This is a genomic window from Aristophania sp. ESL1142, from assembly GCF_058107345.1.
In genome coordinates, this window is sequence record NZ_JBYLUH010000001.1 from 1216010 (window position 1) to 1231896 (window position 15887).

The following is a 15887-nucleotide window of genomic DNA, read 5'->3' on the forward strand; positions in this document are numbered from 1 at the left end:
AGATCCTCACCGGGCCTTTCTATATTTATCATGTCTGTTTTATTGCTTTACCGAAAAATGAAAAATGGTCTCAGTCTGATAGACTTCACCTGGATTTAATATGGACGATGGAAATTTAGGATGGTTGGGTGTGTCAGGAAACACTTCCGTCTCAAGGGCGATTGCGTCAGTCTGATGGTAGGCTTTTTCTGAAATACCGTGAAATGTTCCATCCAGCCCGTTTGATGTGTAAAATTGCAACCCTGGCTGAGTGGTTATAACGTCTAATACGCGCCCTGAATGAGGTGCGTAAACATGGGCTGCAAGGCGGGGTGTCTGATAGGGGGTGCCGTTAATGACAAAATTTTTGTCATACCCATGATCCTGATCCAATTGGGGGTTTTCATCTCTTAAATGTAGCCCGATTGGTGTGAGTGTGCGAAAATCATAGGGTGTATGGCTGACAGAAGCGAGGGCTCCTGTTGGGATGGCTGTTTTATCTGTTGGTGTATAATAATCGGCATTGATGCGGATCTTCTGGCTTTCAATATTGCCTGATCCTTCCCCATCCAGATTCCAGAAATTATGGCTTGTTAAGCTGACAATTGTAGGGGCATCTGCGGTTGCGTGATAGGAAAGGACCAAATTATCATGATTATCAAGTGTAAATTCTACTAAAGTGTGGAGATTACCGGGAAAGCTCTGATCGCCATCTGGGCTGTCAAGCCCAAGGCGTAAATGGGCTGCCTGAGCATCCGTGGAATGACTTTCGACATTCCATAGCTTTTTATCAAATCCGACCTCTCCACCATGAAGCGCATGAGGTGCAAGACTTTGCGGGATAGTATAAACGTGACCATTTAATGAAAAATGACCATAGGCAATACGATTGGCGTAACGCCCAATCAAAGCACCAAAATAAAGATGATTATTCCGTACATCCGTCAGATAGGATTTAAGGTCTTTAAAACCAAGGACAATATCACGGATATTTCCGTTGCGGTCAGGGGTTTCGATCGATTGAATCGTGCCGCCGTAAGTCATAATACGGACCGTAATATTATGATCATTTTTTAACGTAAAAAATGTGAAGACCTGCTGAAGGCAGCAGGGTCATCATAATGATCCTGCTTTTGTAATTTTTGACGAATAATCAGGGAGTATCTTTGGACTCAGATGTTTGGATTTCTGTTTTTCCAGAACGGAAACCAGGCTTGTTCCAGTCATCAGGTACAGGGCCGATTTTTTTCGTTTTGACATCAGCACGCATATTGGCAACCATTTCTGGTTTAACTGCTGCCCCATTATTACCCCAGCTATTACGTATATATGTCAGGACGTCTGCAATCTGGGCATTATCCAGTCTCCAGGCGAAGGAGGGCATGGCTGCTCCAGTAGGGTTGCCGTCTGTTATGGCACCACGTCCACCAGCCAGTACGGTATGGATCAGGCTATCAGATATAGGGGCCTGAATCGCGCTGTTACCCGGAAATCCTGTAATCATGCCCTTCACACCAGAGCCATCATGCTTATGACAAGCTTCACAGGAAACTTCATAAACTGAACGACCATGCATCATTTGTGGATCTGTTTCAGCTATAGCTGACGTCTTGGGGCGGGCATTAGCATCTTTTACAGAGGCAAAATATGTTGCAATAGCCTTTAAGTCATCATCAGTAAGATATTGTGTGGAATTTTCAACAGCTTCTCCCATAGGGCCAGAAGCGACATAAGAGCCAGCACTTCCTGTTTTGAGATAGGTGTGGAGGTCATCGGGCGACCATGAGCCGATCCCGTGGCTTTTGCTGTTTGTTATATTGGGCGCAAACCAACCTTGGAGGGATGTTCCTGTATAGGCTTTCCCGTTTTTGTCACCTCCAAGAAAGTTTTTGGGTGTATGGCAGGCATTACAATGTTCGAGCGCCTCAACCAGGTAAGCTCCGCGGTTCCAGTCTTCTGACTGTTTGGGGTCTGGTTCATAACGTCCGCTATGGAAATTCAGCAAATTCCAGAAAATCAGAACTGAGCGGATCTTATAAGGGAATGGCAGCTGATTACTGACAACCTCTTTCTGAACAGGCGTGATCATCTTCATATATAGCCATAAGGCATGAATGTCTTCGTCTGTCATTTTGGTGTAATTAGGGTAGGGCATGGCAGGATAGAGATGTTCCCCATTTTTGCCAATTCCTTCACGGACAGCTCTTTTGAACTCTGCTTCGGTCCAGTCGCCAATACCTGTTTTGGGATCGGGCGTGATGTTACTGGCAAGTAATGTGCCGAAAGGTGTTTTCAGGGCATGCCCACCTGAAAAGGCTCGGCCGTCCATAGGGTCAGTATGGCATGCTACACAGTCTGAAGCGCGCGCAATATATTCCCCATGTTTGATAATATCAGAGCTTTCGTCGGCATATGCCTGGAAAGACAGGATTGCACCCGTCAGGGCGACACTGGCGGTCAATGAGGTAAGGAGTTTCATGATTGTTAGGCCTTTACCAATGGTCCAGGGTTTTTAATATATTGGTCAATAATGGCGCGCGCGGTCCATAAAGCTAACGCACCGATTGTCCCAGTCGGGTTGTACCCAGCATTATTGGGGAATGAAGACGCTCCCAGAACAAAGACATTATGAACATCCCAGACCTGCTGATAGCGATTAAGCACGCTAGTTTTGGGGTCTGTTCCCATGACAGCACCACCAATTGTGTGATCTGAGGCAAAATTATAAGGCGTAAATTTGCTGGCAGCAGAGTTCGTTCCAACGACAGTGCGGGCGCCCATTTTCTTGCCAATTTCGACACTGCGGTCTTCAACAAATTTTGCTGAACGCCGGTCATTGTCATTATATTCAAAAGTCATCCGTAAAAGGGGTTGACCATTGCGATCCTTATATTCAGGGTCGAGGTCAAGATAGGCTTCTCTGGTTGAAAAACTTGTGCCTTGGCCAAAAATGCCCGTTGCATTCTGGAAGGCATGTTTATAGCCTTTTTTCCATTCAGAGCCCCAGCGTGGTGTGCCTGGTTCAAGAAGGTCTGCGTTGCCAATAGGGCGAGATCCTCTTGAAACGACTAGAATTCCGGCTCCACCAATAAAGCCTAGACCTGAATGATCGAAATTATCGCCATTAAAATCGTCAATCTGTGAGGAGAGCGCGCCAGCTCCGGCAAAATGATTGAATTTTTCATCTTCAAAAAAGATATTAGCGCCAGAAACCGTCTGGAAACAGTAAGCCCGCCCAACAACACCTTCCTGAGTGGCAGGGTCATATGGCTGCCCAATTTTTGAGAGAAGTAAAAGGCGGACGTTCTGCATCTGAAATGCAGAGAAAATGACAATATCAGCAGGCTGTTCCCATTCTTCACCAGCCTTGTCAAGGTAACGGACACCTGTAGCTGTCTTCCCATCATCAGCTAATGTTGCATGCAGTACTTCTGATTCAGTCAAAACTGTAAAATTAGGGCGTTTGATAATTGCCGGCAGAATGCAGGCGTTCGGACTTGCCTTGGACCAGTTTCCGCATCCGTAATAAAGACAATAGCCACAATAGGTGCAGGGCGCCATATGGACGCCAAGCGGATTTATATAGTCTCTTGATGTATGACCTGCTGGTACGATGAAAGGATGGTATCCCATTGAGGCAGTTGCCTCGGTGAAAACATCCATCAAATATGAAGCTTTGAGCGGCGGTAGAGGATATTCATTTGAGCGTGACCCTTCAAAAGGATTTCCTCCCTCGATTTTTTCTCCATTTAAAACACCGGCTTTTCCTGATATTCCGGCGATTTTCTCGAAACGGTCATAATAGGGCTCCAGCTCATCATATGTGACGCCCCAATCCTGGACGATAAGTCCTTCAACAAGCTGTTTTATGCCATAACGCTGTATTGTCTGCGTATAAGGTTGAAAATCAAAAGGAGAGAAGCGCCATGCCATGGCCGCCCAATGAGTCCCGGAACCGCCGACATTATAGCCCCATTCATTTATGCTCCAGTCACGAATAGGGAGTGCTTTTTGGGAGCGGTTATTGCGTACAGTTGTCGTTTCAATGGCGGGTGGAAGGAGCATAGACCTCCTGGCATCCCACCGAAGTTCATCACCATCGACAGCAGGAGCAAAATCAATGGAGTTTTCGACCCAGGGGCCACGTTCAATCGCAACGACATTGAGACCAGCGCGTGTCAGCTCTTCTGCGATCAATGAACCGCACCACCCAAGTCCAACGATTACGGCATCTGTTTTAGAGCGTTTTTTAACCATTTTACTCTCTTTTTATTAGGCAGTTTCATGGTTGGGAACTGCATTAGTGAGACGTTATCAATGAATGTCAGAGCATTCTGTCGAGAAGACTGACAGGCTTTAAATTTAAATCCTTGTTTTTGACGTCCATATAATCGCGGTAATCATAGCGGGCTCCCGGGAAACCAATCATTTTCCAGCTCACCATATTTTTATTGCCGCCATAGATCGGGTCAGAAAGGAAACCTTCGCGCACATTCTGTAAAACCTGCTCAAAAAAGATTTTTCCTTTCATGGAAGGAAATTCGATCTTGTCTTTTTCTAGGTCAGATAAAATAGAATCTTGCTGCTGAGGCGTTAAAGCTTCAAAAGTCTTGCGATAGGTTTTCTGGCAATAAGCTTTCAGATCTCGCAATCCAGTGCGATAACGCTCTGCCGGTGTACTGGAAAGCTGGGTGCCTTGTTCGGCAGTCCCTTCGATAAAACGACCGAGCCTGTAAAGGGAAGCAGCACGCCCATAAGGGCCAGAAAGCTGGCGGTCAATAAACTCAATACAGCCTGCCTGGCTGGCACTTATGCTGAGTTCATCAGCAGGAATAAGACGGTCCGCAATTGCTGTCAGGCTTGTTTTTTCTTCATTGGTGAGAAAATTGCCATCTGACGGAGACGTTCCATAGCGTGGTGCATTGGTTAATCCCGCCCTCCATGGGAGACGTCCTTGCACGATTGCGGCATATGAGTTGCCCAATAGGCTTAAACTGCCAAATCCAGCAGCACAGCCCATAAGTGTTCTGCGTGTGATGTTTTTAATCATGATGACCACCTTTGAAATAGTTCTTTAGGATTCTGCTCTGGAATTAGAAGAAAACGCGCATGTCAAAACCGAGAAGAGGTGCATTTTTGATTTTTCCAGTTCCGCCAGGACGCCAGAAATACTGAAATTCCGGTGTAAAGATGATTCCATTTGTGACGTGAATTCTGTAAATTGCCTCCATGACTGTTTCATGTGTGGACATGAGAGGATTTTGCTGCACAAGACTGTCAATCGTTGAAAGTGAGAACCTTCTGCTTGCTGCTGTGAATGGTTGATAAGCGGCTTTGACGTTTTTTCCGTAATAGAACTTCGAGAAAACAAGGCCGAAGCCATCAAGCGGGCGGGAAGGAATCATGCCGAAGTCCAGGAACCCAGCATACCACTGGTTGGAAATCGTCGAGATTGACGAGGTCAAATGTGTGAAGCCACCTATGAGAATGAGGCCTGAAGTTGAGTTGTTACCATGCCGCCAGATCATCTGGTCAACCATGATCCATGCCATCGTCTGTCCATGGTGGGAACCAGGAACGCCTGTCTCGCGTGAGGGCCAGTTATAGGGAAGTGAGGAAGAATCCCACATAATTCCCACTCTGTAGTGCCCATTGAGTCTGTCAGCACCAAATTCTGGTTCCCAGCCTGCTTCACCAAGTAAAGAAACACCTGTGGCTGAATACCAGTTTGTACCTGCTGTACCGCCATGTTGTGCTTCTGAAGTGAACACACCAGGAACTATGAATGTATCTCTTGTCGGGCGGAATTTAATATTTGTTCCCCATGCAGAGCTGGGCCATGAGGCATAACCATTAATCAATGTTGCAGCGCGCGGCTGACTACAGATAGCCCCACCGCTAAAGCTACAAAGTAGGGAAGTCGCATCATAATCAGGGCCTGAGGCATAGCGCCCAATGATCCACCGGATGCGGTTATTCATCCATGTTTTTTGCAGATAAAAATAAATCAGATGGAACAGAACATTTCCCCCACCGCCATAAATCTGGGATGGATTATAGACATTATCAGCGAAAACATCGGTTGAGAGACGGCGTCCAGCACGTTCTGCTCCTGCGAAGACAATAGAGGTATTTTTAAGACCAAAAAGTTTTTCCAGATCAAAGGTCGCTGAAAAACCAAACTGGTGTGCATAATCTGCTTTCTGTCGTAGACCTCCAGCCATATTGGCCATGAATTCAGGCCAGTAATGGATATCAATCGTCACACCTTTTTTGATAAGTTTGCGGCGCAGATCGCCATATATGTCATGGTCAAAAAAATGCCCCAGATCTTCATCAGGCATCGTATCATGGACTGACATTGGCTGTAGCCCCAGCATTTGAGCTACTGTGAAATCCTTATAAGGTTTCTTGGATGTTGATGGTGACTCTGCTGCTCCGGCAAAATTCTGTAGGTCAAATGCTAATAGACTTGCGCCAAAGCCAAATAAAAGGAAAATTTTCGGGAGTATATGACGCATACCCTACAATCTCTGCCAGATTAACGATGTCATTATGAGTGAGGACAGACTAGCCGTTCCTGAACTCTTTATTAAACCTAAAACAGAGTCTTTATTCGTTGCAAGCATTGTACCTGTCACATCATCGTGTGTTATTTCTCTTATTATATCTATCGGAAATTATGAAATTATTATTTAAAAATAAATAATACGTGTAAAAATAGTTATTTTAGATAAAATTATGTTTATATTTTTTAATTTTTATTTATATATTAAGCTTATTATCGTCCGAACTGAAAAAATTTGCATATCTTACATTATGCAGATCATAATATTATATACGGGTATCTCTATAATTATAACTTATGTTTTATATAGGATATGCCTATTTTTTTTGTTGCGATCAGATTAAATTATGATTTTATATTATATATTGTTTTTTAAGTTTCAGTTTTTTAGAAAATTTATTTTGAGTTTTTATAATTAAAAGAACACACGTAAATCAAATCCAACAATTGGAGAGTTTTTGATTTTTCCAGTGCCCCCGGGGCGCCATAAGTACTGAAATTCCGGCGTGAATATAATGCCGTGCGTGATAAAAATCCTGTATATGACTTCCATGGCGGTTTCATGTGTAGACATGAGGGGTTTCTGCTGCATGAGGCTGTCAAGCGTCGAAAGGGATAGTTTCTGAGACATGGTGGTGAAAGGTTGATAAGCGGCCTCCACTTTTTTTCCGTAATAGAATTTTGAAAAAACGATCCCAAAACCATCAAGGGGACGTGAAGGAATAAGGCCAAAATCAAGAAAGCCCGCATACCATTGGTTTGAAACCATGGAGACTGAAGATGTCAGATGTGTAAAACCGCCGATAAGGATCAGACCAGACGTTGAATTGTTGCCATGGCGCCAGATCATTTGATCAATCATGATCCATGCCATTGTCTGTCCATGATGTGTGCCAGGGATGCCTGTTTCCTTTGAAGCCCAATTATAGGGCAGGGGGGACGAATCCCACATCATGCCAATTTTATAATGCCCATTGAGTCTGTCAGCACCAAATTCGGGTTCCCAGCCTGCTTCTCCGTAAAGAGCAACTCCTGATGCAGAATACCAATTCGTGCCTGCTGTGCCACCATGAAGGGGTTCTGAAGTAAATATTCCGGGGATGATATAGGTGTCTCTCGTTGGGCGAATTTTAATATTTGTGCCCCATGCAGAGGTAGGCCATGAAGAGTAACCATTAATAGTCGTTGCAGTACGGGGTTGGTTACAGACAGTAAGGCCGTTAAAGCTACAAAGTAACATGGAAGAATCGTAATCAAGGCCGGTGGCATAGCGGCCTATGATCCAGCGGATACGATTATTCATCCATGTCTTTTGTAGATAGAAATAAATCAGATGGAATGCCACGTTTCCACCGGCCCCATAAATCTGGGCAGGATTATAGACATTATCGGCAAACACATCGCCTGACTGGTAGCGGCCTGCACGTTCTGTGCCTGCTAGAACGATAGAAGTGTTTTTAAATCCTAAAAGTTTTTCCAGATCAAAAGTCGCTAGAACGCCGATATCATGTGCATAGACACCTTCCTGACGTAAGCCACCAGAGACATTGGCCATATATTCCGGCCAGTAAAAGATATCTATCGTAACACCTTTTTTAATGAGATTACGGCGGAAATTGCCATAAGCATCGTGGTCGAAGAAGTGACCGATATCTTCGTCAGGCATTGTGTCATGCACAGACATAGGCTGTAGCCCCAGCATTTGGGCTATTGTTACATCCTTATAGGGTTTGGGTGTCTTGGTGATGTTTATAACTGTTTTAGGGGATGAGCCTTCTGTTTCAGAACTCCCGGCAAAGCTTCGTACAGCGATCAGGGGTAGAGCAGAGCTGAGCCCTAGGAGCAGGAAAAATTTTAATAGTAAATGACGCATACCTAACAGACTCTATTAAAGTAGTAACGCCAGAGATATAAAAATACCTCCAAATTATTTTTAAAGATTAAGAGTCATTCTTTGATAATTGCAAGTATTTGCGATGTAACATAATCGTGTACTCTATGTATTTATATTGTATAATAAATTTATAATGACTATTTATATGGGAATTTTATTTAAATAAATAAGTTTACAACATAAATATACAATAATATTTGTTTATTATTTGCAAATAATGCTGCTGAATAGATCTCTCCAAGCATAGATAATATGTCTGATGGATAGATCGATAATATATGGGGCAGCATTTTTTATATTTTGAATGAATGTTCAATCAATAATATGCCAAGTAATAATATTCTGTAGTGCTTTATGGTTGATGGGATGGTCACCATTTTAAAGTCGTGAAAATGTAAAAAATCCTGCGCCATCACTTTTCTGTAACTTTTATGAACAGATATGTAGTCCTTGTTTTTTCATGAAAATAAAGGAAAATTGTAAAACTCGTATTGAGAAAGACAAAAAATGTTTTGTTTAAAATCTATTTTCTGGCTAGGCTTGTCCACGCCTCCTTCCCGTCTCGGAATTATTTAGAGACTCTGTATGATCAGAAAGGAACCTTAGAGATGACAAAGGCAGAATTAATTGCCCGGTTGATCGGTCAGATGCCAGAGATTGATCCTCGCAGGGTAGAGACCTCTTTTCTGAAGGTCATGGAGCATATTTCGGAGTCTCTGAATGGAGATCGGAGGGTCGAGCTACGTAATTTTGGTATTTTTGGTTTGAAAAAACATTCCGCTCATGAAGGACGAAACCCACGAACAGGAGAAAAGGTCCCAGTTTTTGAGAAAAGGGTTCCTTATTTCAAAGCAGGCAAAAAATTACGGGAAAAAGTTAATATGATGCACGAAGAGTCATAAAATCTATGAAAAGGACGGCGATTTCGTGTTGAGTTCGCTCAGTTCTTCAAGGAGAAAATCCCTGAAAACGGAGATCCTTTTCGAGGTTCTTAGTTCTTCTGGATAAACAAAAAAGGCATCCATTTTAGGACAGTGTATCTCAGGGAGAATCCTTACAAGATCGGGATAGGCTTGTGCAGCATATTCGGGGAGGACGCCAATACCGATATTGGTTGCAATGGCGTGTCCTATGGCCGAGATGTTGTTGACCGCTAAACGCACATTCTGCTTCGCAATGATCTTATCTTTCAGTAAATGCTCGACGAGCCAATTTACATGAGGGAGCGGTAAATGCTGCCCGGCAAAGCCGATCAGATTATGCTCTGCAAGGTCATTTAATTTCTGAGGGGCACCATGCAGGTTTAGGTAATTACGTCCAGCATAAACAGGCAGACTGAAGCTGGCTAGATGACGCTGAATCAGATCGGATTGGGTAGGAGGGTGCAATCTGATGGCAACGTCAGCTTCCCTCATGCTGAGATCAAGGTCATTATCTTCGAGTAGTAATGTAATCGTCACATCAGGGTGTTGGGTCATAAAACGTCTGAGGCGTGGCATGAGCCATGAGAAACCAAAACCAGTCGTGGTTGTGACTTTTATCTTGCCTTTTGCATGTTCACGGCTTTCCGAGAGGGATGCTTGAGCCAATGCAAGTTTTGAGAAAACTTCTTTGGCCGTTCGGTGAAGTAGTTCCCCTTGCTCTGTCAGGATAAGACCACGGGCATGTCGGTGGAATAAAGAAACACCTAAGACGTCTTCTAAAGCTGAAATCTGCCGTGATACGGCAGACTGGCTGAGCTTGAGGCGGTCTCCCGCATGGGTGAAGGAGCCAGCTTCTGCAACAGTGTGAAAAATGCGGAGCTTGTCCCAGTCCATTGTTGGAGCATCATATAGTCCTCCGCAGCAGCTTTCTTCAGATTTGCTCATAAGTGTCCCTGTTATGGCGCGCCACTTATTATGAGGCCTCGCTAAGCTTCAGATTATGTGATTTCTACCTAACTAATCCAGTGTATGGACTGATTCAAGCTCTAGGTACCTTTTCTTAATATAAAGGAATTTTTATGGAAGGAGAGCGAGAAAGCGTTCAGCTTCCAGGGCAGCCATACAACCTGTGCCAGCGGCAGTCACCGCCTGCCGATAGATTTTGTCCTGGATATCTCCTGCCGCAAAAACCCCTTCGATTGAAGTCTGTGTCGTTCCTGGTGTGGTTATAATATATCCTTCATGATCACAGGCAATTTCGTCGCGGAAGGGACCGATGCTTGGTTTATGTCCAATTGCGATAAAAACACCATCAACAGGAAGTATTTCTGTATGGGTAGGGTTGAGAGTGTCTGTCAGCAGCACTGAAGTGACAACTTCAGGGGTTCCGCTTCCTTTTATTTCGCTAACTTCCCTGTTCCAGTGAATTTTGATCTTTGGATTTTCAAAAAGGCGTTTCTGCAAGATTTTTTCAGCTCTTAGCTCGTTTCGCCTATGAATTAAATGCACGATATCAGCATGATGGGTCAGATAAAGAGCTTCCTCGACAGCTGTATTTCCTCCACCAACGACAGCAACTGTCTTTCCACGATAGAAAAAGCCATCGCATGTGGCGCAGGCTGAAACACCATGGCCCTGAAATTTCTCTTCAGAAGGGATGTTTAGCCAGCGTGCCTGTGCGCCTGTGGCGATGATGATTGTCTGGGCCAGATAATGGTCTCCACTATCTCCTCTCAAATGAAAATAACCCTCAGCATCACGCCCTTTTTTCAGGTGAGCCTCAGAAATCAGATCATAAATTAGTTGAGTGCCAACCTGCTCAGCCTGTTCGCGCATTTGTTCCATGAGCCAAGGCCCTTGTATAGGTGCAGCAAAACCGGGGTAATTTTCGATTTCGTCAGTAATGGTCAGTTGTCCACCAGGTTGTAAACCAGTGACTAATATAGGCTCCAGCCCCGCACGAGCGGCATAGATAGCGGCCGTATAACCGGCCGGTCCTGCTCCAATAATCAGTATTTTTGTACGGTGGCTGTTCTGCATAATGTTGTTAAATCCCTTCCTGAGGATAAGCTGAATATGGTGACAAATCGGAAGTGATTAAGATTAGATGAAGGGACGCTCTTATGCTATTAAATTTATGCGTAATTTTCTTGCGCAAAATAAGACATATCTTATAATAAACACATATATTTTCTGTCAGAGACGATCTGATTCAATCTCTTATAACGTTTTGAGTGTCCCATGAAAAAGATAGAATTGGATGATATTGATCGTCATATTCTCTTCGAGCTGCAACAGGATGGCCGAATAACCAATGTGGAATTGGCACGGCGTGTCAATATTTCTGCGCCTCCTTGTCTAAGGCGGGTGAGGCGGTTGGAAGAGTTGGGAATTATAGAGGGATTCTCAACGCGTATTAATGCAGGGCGTCTGGGGTGGCCGATCAGTTTCTATGCGCTTGTAGGGTTGGTCAGCCAAAAAGGGACAGTGCTCGAATCGTTTGAGAATGAAATAGGGACATGGCCTGAAGCACGCGAATGTCACATGATCCGGGGTGGGGAGGATTTTCTGTTACGTCTTATTGCCCGAGACGTGGACCATCAGAACCAGCTGACACGGAATCTGATTGATCACCCCTCCGTTGCACGCGTCCAGAGTTTTCAGACAATCAGAACAAGTTGCGACCGTCCAGGTATTCCTCTTGAACCATGAGTATGGGGAAGATCAAGATATTCCTACCGGTTGTTTTACTGGTTGGGCTGGTCTTATTGCGTTTCGTTCTGGCTGCCTGTTTACCTCTCAGTCCAGATGAGGCTTATTACTGGTTGTGGTCGAAGAACCTTCAGGCAAGTTACTTTGACCACCCTTTTATGGTGGCATTGTGGATCAGGCTTGGTACAGCCTTATGGGGTGATAACCCTTTTGGTATAAGGTTTCTGGGGCCAGTTACGGCAGCTTTGGCAACGGCCATTTTCTTCATGACGGCACGTCGGATTTACGGACGTGGAGGAGGGCATGCCTTATATGCGGCTCTTCTTCTGAATGGCACAATCATGTTTGGCTTCGGGATGGTCGTTATGACGCCCGATACGCCATTACTTTTTTTTACGATCCTGTTTCTCTGGGGATTTATAAAGGCATTAGGCACTTCAGAAACTAGTGCCTGTTTATTCTGGTGGAGTTTTGCCGGATTTGCTCTCGGCCTGGCTTTTGACGCGAAATATACAGCCGCTTTTCTTGTAGCGGGGACTGGATGCTATTTGTTGCTCCAGAAACCCATAGTTTTGCGGCATATCGCACCCTGGCTTGGGGGAGGTGTGGCTTTACTTACAATCAGCCCTGTTATTTTCTGGAATGCCCAACATCAATGGGCAGGATTTTTAAAGCAGGGGGGGCGTGTCAATGATTGGCATCCTGAGCGCGCATTAAACTTTATGGCTGAATTATTGGTAGGGCAGATTGGCCTCGCCACACCCTTGATTGCATTGGTCTGTTTTAAGGGGTTCCTTTCTGCAAGAAAGGAGAGACCTTTTTTATTCTGGCTGATTTTACCAGGTTTGATTGTTCTGACGGTCCATGCTTTTGGGGGACGTGTACAGGCAAATTGGCCCGCTGTCCTGTTTCCTGCTTTTGCCCTGGCAGGAGCCTTTATGACAAGAGGGCGCGCATGGGTTATCGGGCTGTCTCTTATCTGTATGATTGGGCTTGCTGTGCAGGGATTATATGCGCCATTATCCTTTTCAGCGCATTGGGATCCTATAGCACGTCAGACAAGAGGATGGCATGATTTGACTAGGAGCTTGATTTCTCGCGCAAAAGAAGAGCATTGTCAGGCTCTTTTCGTGGAGGATTACGCATTGGCATCTATCCTTGCCTATCATGATCAGGGTGCGTTTCCTGTCGTAAGTCCTGATAAGCGCTGGAACTATTTGGGAGAGCCGAAGATGGTTTCTTCGATGGCAGCCTTAATGATCTCTGAACAGCGATCTGTTACGGAGCGGGGAGAAGAAATAGCTGACCGATATTTCAAAAATCGTGTGCTACGTTCTTATCGTTTACAAAGACTGCCTCACGTTCAAGGCTACGTAGTCAAATAGGCTTTATAAAATAGACCCGCTAAAAAAGAAAAAGCTGCCTGAATTCAGGCAGCTTCCCTAAACGCACTATCAAGTGAAAGGCTTAGAAGCCCTCGCGCTCGACGCGTTTGCGCTCCATCTTACGAGCGCGGCGTACTGCTTCCGCTGCTTCACGAGCGCGGCGCTCTGAAGGCTTTTCAAAATGCCGGCGAAGTTTCATTTCACGAAAAACACCCTCACGCTGCATTTTTTTCTTGAGGGCTTTAAGAGCCTGATCGACATTGTTGTCACGAACGAGAACCTGCACGGTGGCGTCATCTCCTTAAAACGGGTCGGTGTCTGGACAGACAGGATTACAACCTGAAAAGACAAAATAATTACTGGAAAAGACCGCTACCATATTCCCACTCTAGAAACAATAGTTTCTGTGTCTCTATATGGCGCTCTATGGTGCATAATGGTTTTATTTCGGTTATGTCTCTGTCTCCAGACAGAATCCTGAGAGTTAATTGTGACGATAAGATTTTTAAATGAGCGTTCATCTACGGCAGAGAATCAACTTTATTTACGTGAGGAATCTGTTCGGAGCTCTTTCGAGGTCTTCTTGCTGGCGTGGCGTAGATTGAGTGCAGATTGCGATGCTCATATGGCCCAATTCGGTATTGGGGCAGCGCATCAGCGTATCTTATTTCTCATCAAGAGCTATCCAGATCTGACGCCTGGACGGCTGCAATCAATGCTGGGGATCACAAAGCAGTCTTTGGGGCGTGCTTTAAGCGATCTGAAAGACAGGAAGCTGGTCAGACAGTTTCATGATAGTCAGGACAGGCGCAAACGCCCTTTAAAGTTGACTGAAGAAGGCGAAAAACTGGAAAAGGAACTTTTCCAGCTTATCAGGGAGCATCTCAGCGCTGCTTATAAGCGCGTCGATGGGGCTGCCGTTGAAGGGTTTCGCAGAGTGCTGAATGAATTATCCACTCTGCAAAAATAGAAAAACAGGCGGTTAGAATCAGGTAAAGGCTAATTACTGAATGGAGTTGCCAACACCACCATTGCCAGTGCCTTGTCCAATACCTCCCATACCGCCGCCCATGCCACCACCGAAGGTGCTGCCCATGGCATTCATAGGGTTGTATTTGCCGACATTTCCCAAGAGTTCCTGTATAACAGAAATATCAGTCCCAGGTGTTGGCGTGGCACCATCAGCCATCGAAACTTTGACACCATCTTTGCGATGAAGGACGTGCATATTTCTCAAAACACCTCCCTGATCAAAGTTTAGAACAAGGACTTCCTGTTTTCTGGTGGCCGGAAAATCCAAAGGCACAAGATTTTTCGTAAGGGTGATATAGTACCACGAATCGTCGTTAAATGTGCCTCTCGCAGTAGGTGAGCCGATAAGATTCAGGACATCGTCGCGTGTACTGGTCCCGGGAACAAGCTGTTTATATTCGTATTCTTCAACCAGAGAGCCACGGGGAATCTTAGGCGGTGAAACGACAGAGCACCCTCCAGCCACAAAAAATGCAGCAAGCAGAAAAGCAGAACATGCCCGTTTTTTGTATTTAACGCGGCGCTCTGCATGATTTACAGAACAGGAACCGTTATTGTAGCTGCCGGAATTCATGGAGTGAGTTTCGCTGTTCATAAGAGGGTGCGCTTCCTGCAATATTTAAAAGCGGTTATTCAGCTTCTCGGGGTGCCTGACCAATAGCTTTATGTCAATCTTTTTTCACGCTACGATGAACCGATAGCATAGCTTAAGGGCTATGGAAAAGTGATTATTGCATATTAAGGGTTGGCAAGGCTGAGAGATTTATGGCGTCACATGATCATTCTTTGAGTGGACAGGATATTAAAAAGATCCAGAAGGTAGAACCTGAGTTTTCGCGCAAACGCACTCTTTTACAGATTAACAGGGGGCTTGAGGAGTTTATCGAAGCAACCCCTGCTGAAAGGTCGGCTTTGGCGGAAAGATTTAATCTGGTTGAAGTAAAAAGCCTGGTTTGTTCTTTTGTCCTGAACGCACTTCCTGAGGAGAGGGTAGCAGCTGAAGGCAAGTTGCAGGCATGCGTTGTGCAGAGCTGCATCATTACAAATGAACCGGTTGAAGAGCAGATTGAAGAGATATTCACACTTCGTTTTGTGCCCAGTGATGAGATGATTCCAGATGAGTCGCTTGATATAGAGGCTCTTCTTGCTGCTGATTATGACGAAGTTCCTTATGAGGGGCGGACGATAGATCTGGGGGAAGCTGCTTCTGAACAGCTGGCCCTTGCTCTTGATCCTTACCCAAGGAAGGAGGGAGAAGGCTTAAATAACTTTGTCGATGCGGTTCCAGATGATGAGCCTGCCTCTGGAAGAACAGAAAAGCCATTTTCTGTATTAAGCCAGTTGAAAGAAATGAAGAAAAAAGGTTAAAAGAAGCCAGTGGTGGTTTGCAGGAT

At 44.9% G+C, this 15887-nt stretch carries 14 protein-coding genes and 1 pseudogene; 5 read left to right on the forward strand and 10 right to left on the reverse strand.

The genetic code is table 11. From position 1 onward, the window contains the following. Positions 1-39: 39 nt before the first annotated feature. The 6 genes and pseudogenes from AC3B6P_RS05735 to AC3B6P_RS05760 form a co-directional block, all read right to left on the reverse strand. Positions 40-1065 (reverse strand): annotated as a pseudogene (locus AC3B6P_RS05735) (aldose epimerase family protein); the annotation flags it as partial. A 67-nt stretch (positions 1066-1132) separates the two neighbouring features. Then, positions 1133-2458 carry a c-type cytochrome gene (locus AC3B6P_RS05740; RefSeq protein WP_489805142.1) on the reverse strand — a complete coding sequence of 442 codons (1326 nt, stop codon included), beginning with the start codon at positions 2456-2458 and terminating at the stop codon, positions 1133-1135. Positions 2459-2463: 5 nt separating this feature from the next. After that, entirely contained in the window at positions 2464-4236 is a 1773-nt protein-coding gene (locus AC3B6P_RS05745; RefSeq protein WP_489805143.1) for a GMC family oxidoreductase, read from the reverse strand. A 67-nt stretch (positions 4237-4303) separates the two neighbouring features. Continuing rightward, complete coding sequence (locus tag AC3B6P_RS05750) at positions 4304-5029, reverse strand: gluconate 2-dehydrogenase subunit 3 family protein (RefSeq protein ID WP_489805144.1); 726 nt, start codon at positions 5027-5029, stop codon at positions 4304-4306. 43 nt (positions 5030-5072) lie between these two features. Next, positions 5073-6500, reverse strand: a complete 1428-nt coding sequence (locus AC3B6P_RS05755) for a carbohydrate porin (protein ID WP_489805145.1) — start codon at positions 6498-6500, stop codon at positions 5073-5075. 462 nt (positions 6501-6962) lie between these two features. Continuing rightward, positions 6963-8420 (reverse strand): carbohydrate porin, encoded by a 1458-nt coding sequence (locus AC3B6P_RS05760; protein ID WP_489805146.1) that lies wholly within the window; start codon positions 8418-8420, stop codon positions 6963-6965. A gap of 629 nt (positions 8421-9049) precedes the next feature. Between AC3B6P_RS05760 and AC3B6P_RS05765 the strand changes: the two genes are divergently transcribed. Continuing rightward, complete coding sequence (locus AC3B6P_RS05765) at positions 9050-9343, forward strand: HU family DNA-binding protein (protein ID WP_489805147.1); 294 nt, start codon at positions 9050-9052, stop codon at positions 9341-9343. A gap of 3 nt (positions 9344-9346) precedes the next feature. On the opposite strand, the gene AC3B6P_RS05770 is transcribed toward AC3B6P_RS05765, so the two are convergent. Both AC3B6P_RS05770 and trxB read right to left on the reverse strand, forming a co-directional pair. After that, entirely contained in the window at positions 9347-10258 is a 912-nt protein-coding gene (locus tag AC3B6P_RS05770) for a LysR family transcriptional regulator (RefSeq protein ID WP_489805552.1), read from the reverse strand. A gap of 183 nt (positions 10259-10441) precedes the next feature. After that, positions 10442-11404, reverse strand: coding sequence for a thioredoxin-disulfide reductase (trxB, locus tag AC3B6P_RS05775; RefSeq protein ID WP_489805148.1), 963 nt, complete (start codon positions 11402-11404; stop codon positions 10442-10444). Positions 11405-11605: 201 nt separating this feature from the next. On the opposite strand from trxB, the gene AC3B6P_RS05780 reads away from it, so the two are divergent. Together AC3B6P_RS05780 and AC3B6P_RS05785 are read left to right on the forward strand one after the other, a co-directional pair. Then, a complete protein-coding gene (locus AC3B6P_RS05780) occupies positions 11606-12076 on the forward strand; it encodes an Lrp/AsnC family transcriptional regulator (protein ID WP_489805149.1) in 471 nt (156 codons plus the stop codon). Then, on the forward strand, positions 12073-13461 hold the full coding sequence (locus AC3B6P_RS05785) for an ArnT family glycosyltransferase (RefSeq protein ID WP_489805150.1): 1389 nt from the start codon (positions 12073-12075) through the stop codon (positions 13459-13461). Before AC3B6P_RS05780 ends, AC3B6P_RS05785 begins: the two co-directional genes overlap by 4 nt. A gap of 82 nt (positions 13462-13543) precedes the next feature. On the opposite strand, the gene rpsU is transcribed toward AC3B6P_RS05785, so the two are convergent. Continuing rightward, entirely contained in the window at positions 13544-13747 is a 204-nt protein-coding gene (rpsU, locus tag AC3B6P_RS05790; RefSeq protein WP_489805151.1) for a 30S ribosomal protein S21, read from the reverse strand. Between the two features lie 204 nt (positions 13748-13951). Here rpsU and AC3B6P_RS05795 point away from each other — a divergent pair, with 204 nt between their 5' ends. Then, positions 13952-14431 (forward strand): MarR family winged helix-turn-helix transcriptional regulator, encoded by a 480-nt coding sequence (locus AC3B6P_RS05795; protein ID WP_489805152.1) that lies wholly within the window; start codon positions 13952-13954, stop codon positions 14429-14431. A 33-nt stretch (positions 14432-14464) separates the two neighbouring features. Here AC3B6P_RS05795 and AC3B6P_RS05800 read toward each other — a convergent pair whose 3' ends face one another. After that, entirely contained in the window at positions 14465-15088 is a 624-nt protein-coding gene (locus AC3B6P_RS05800; RefSeq protein WP_489805153.1) for an outer membrane protein assembly factor BamE, read from the reverse strand. A gap of 170 nt (positions 15089-15258) precedes the next feature. On the opposite strand from AC3B6P_RS05800, the gene AC3B6P_RS05805 reads away from it, so the two are divergent. Further along, positions 15259-15861 carry a DUF177 domain-containing protein gene (locus tag AC3B6P_RS05805; protein WP_489805154.1) on the forward strand — a complete coding sequence of 201 codons (603 nt, stop codon included), beginning with the start codon at positions 15259-15261 and terminating at the stop codon, positions 15859-15861. Positions 15862-15887: the final 26 nt, after the last annotated feature.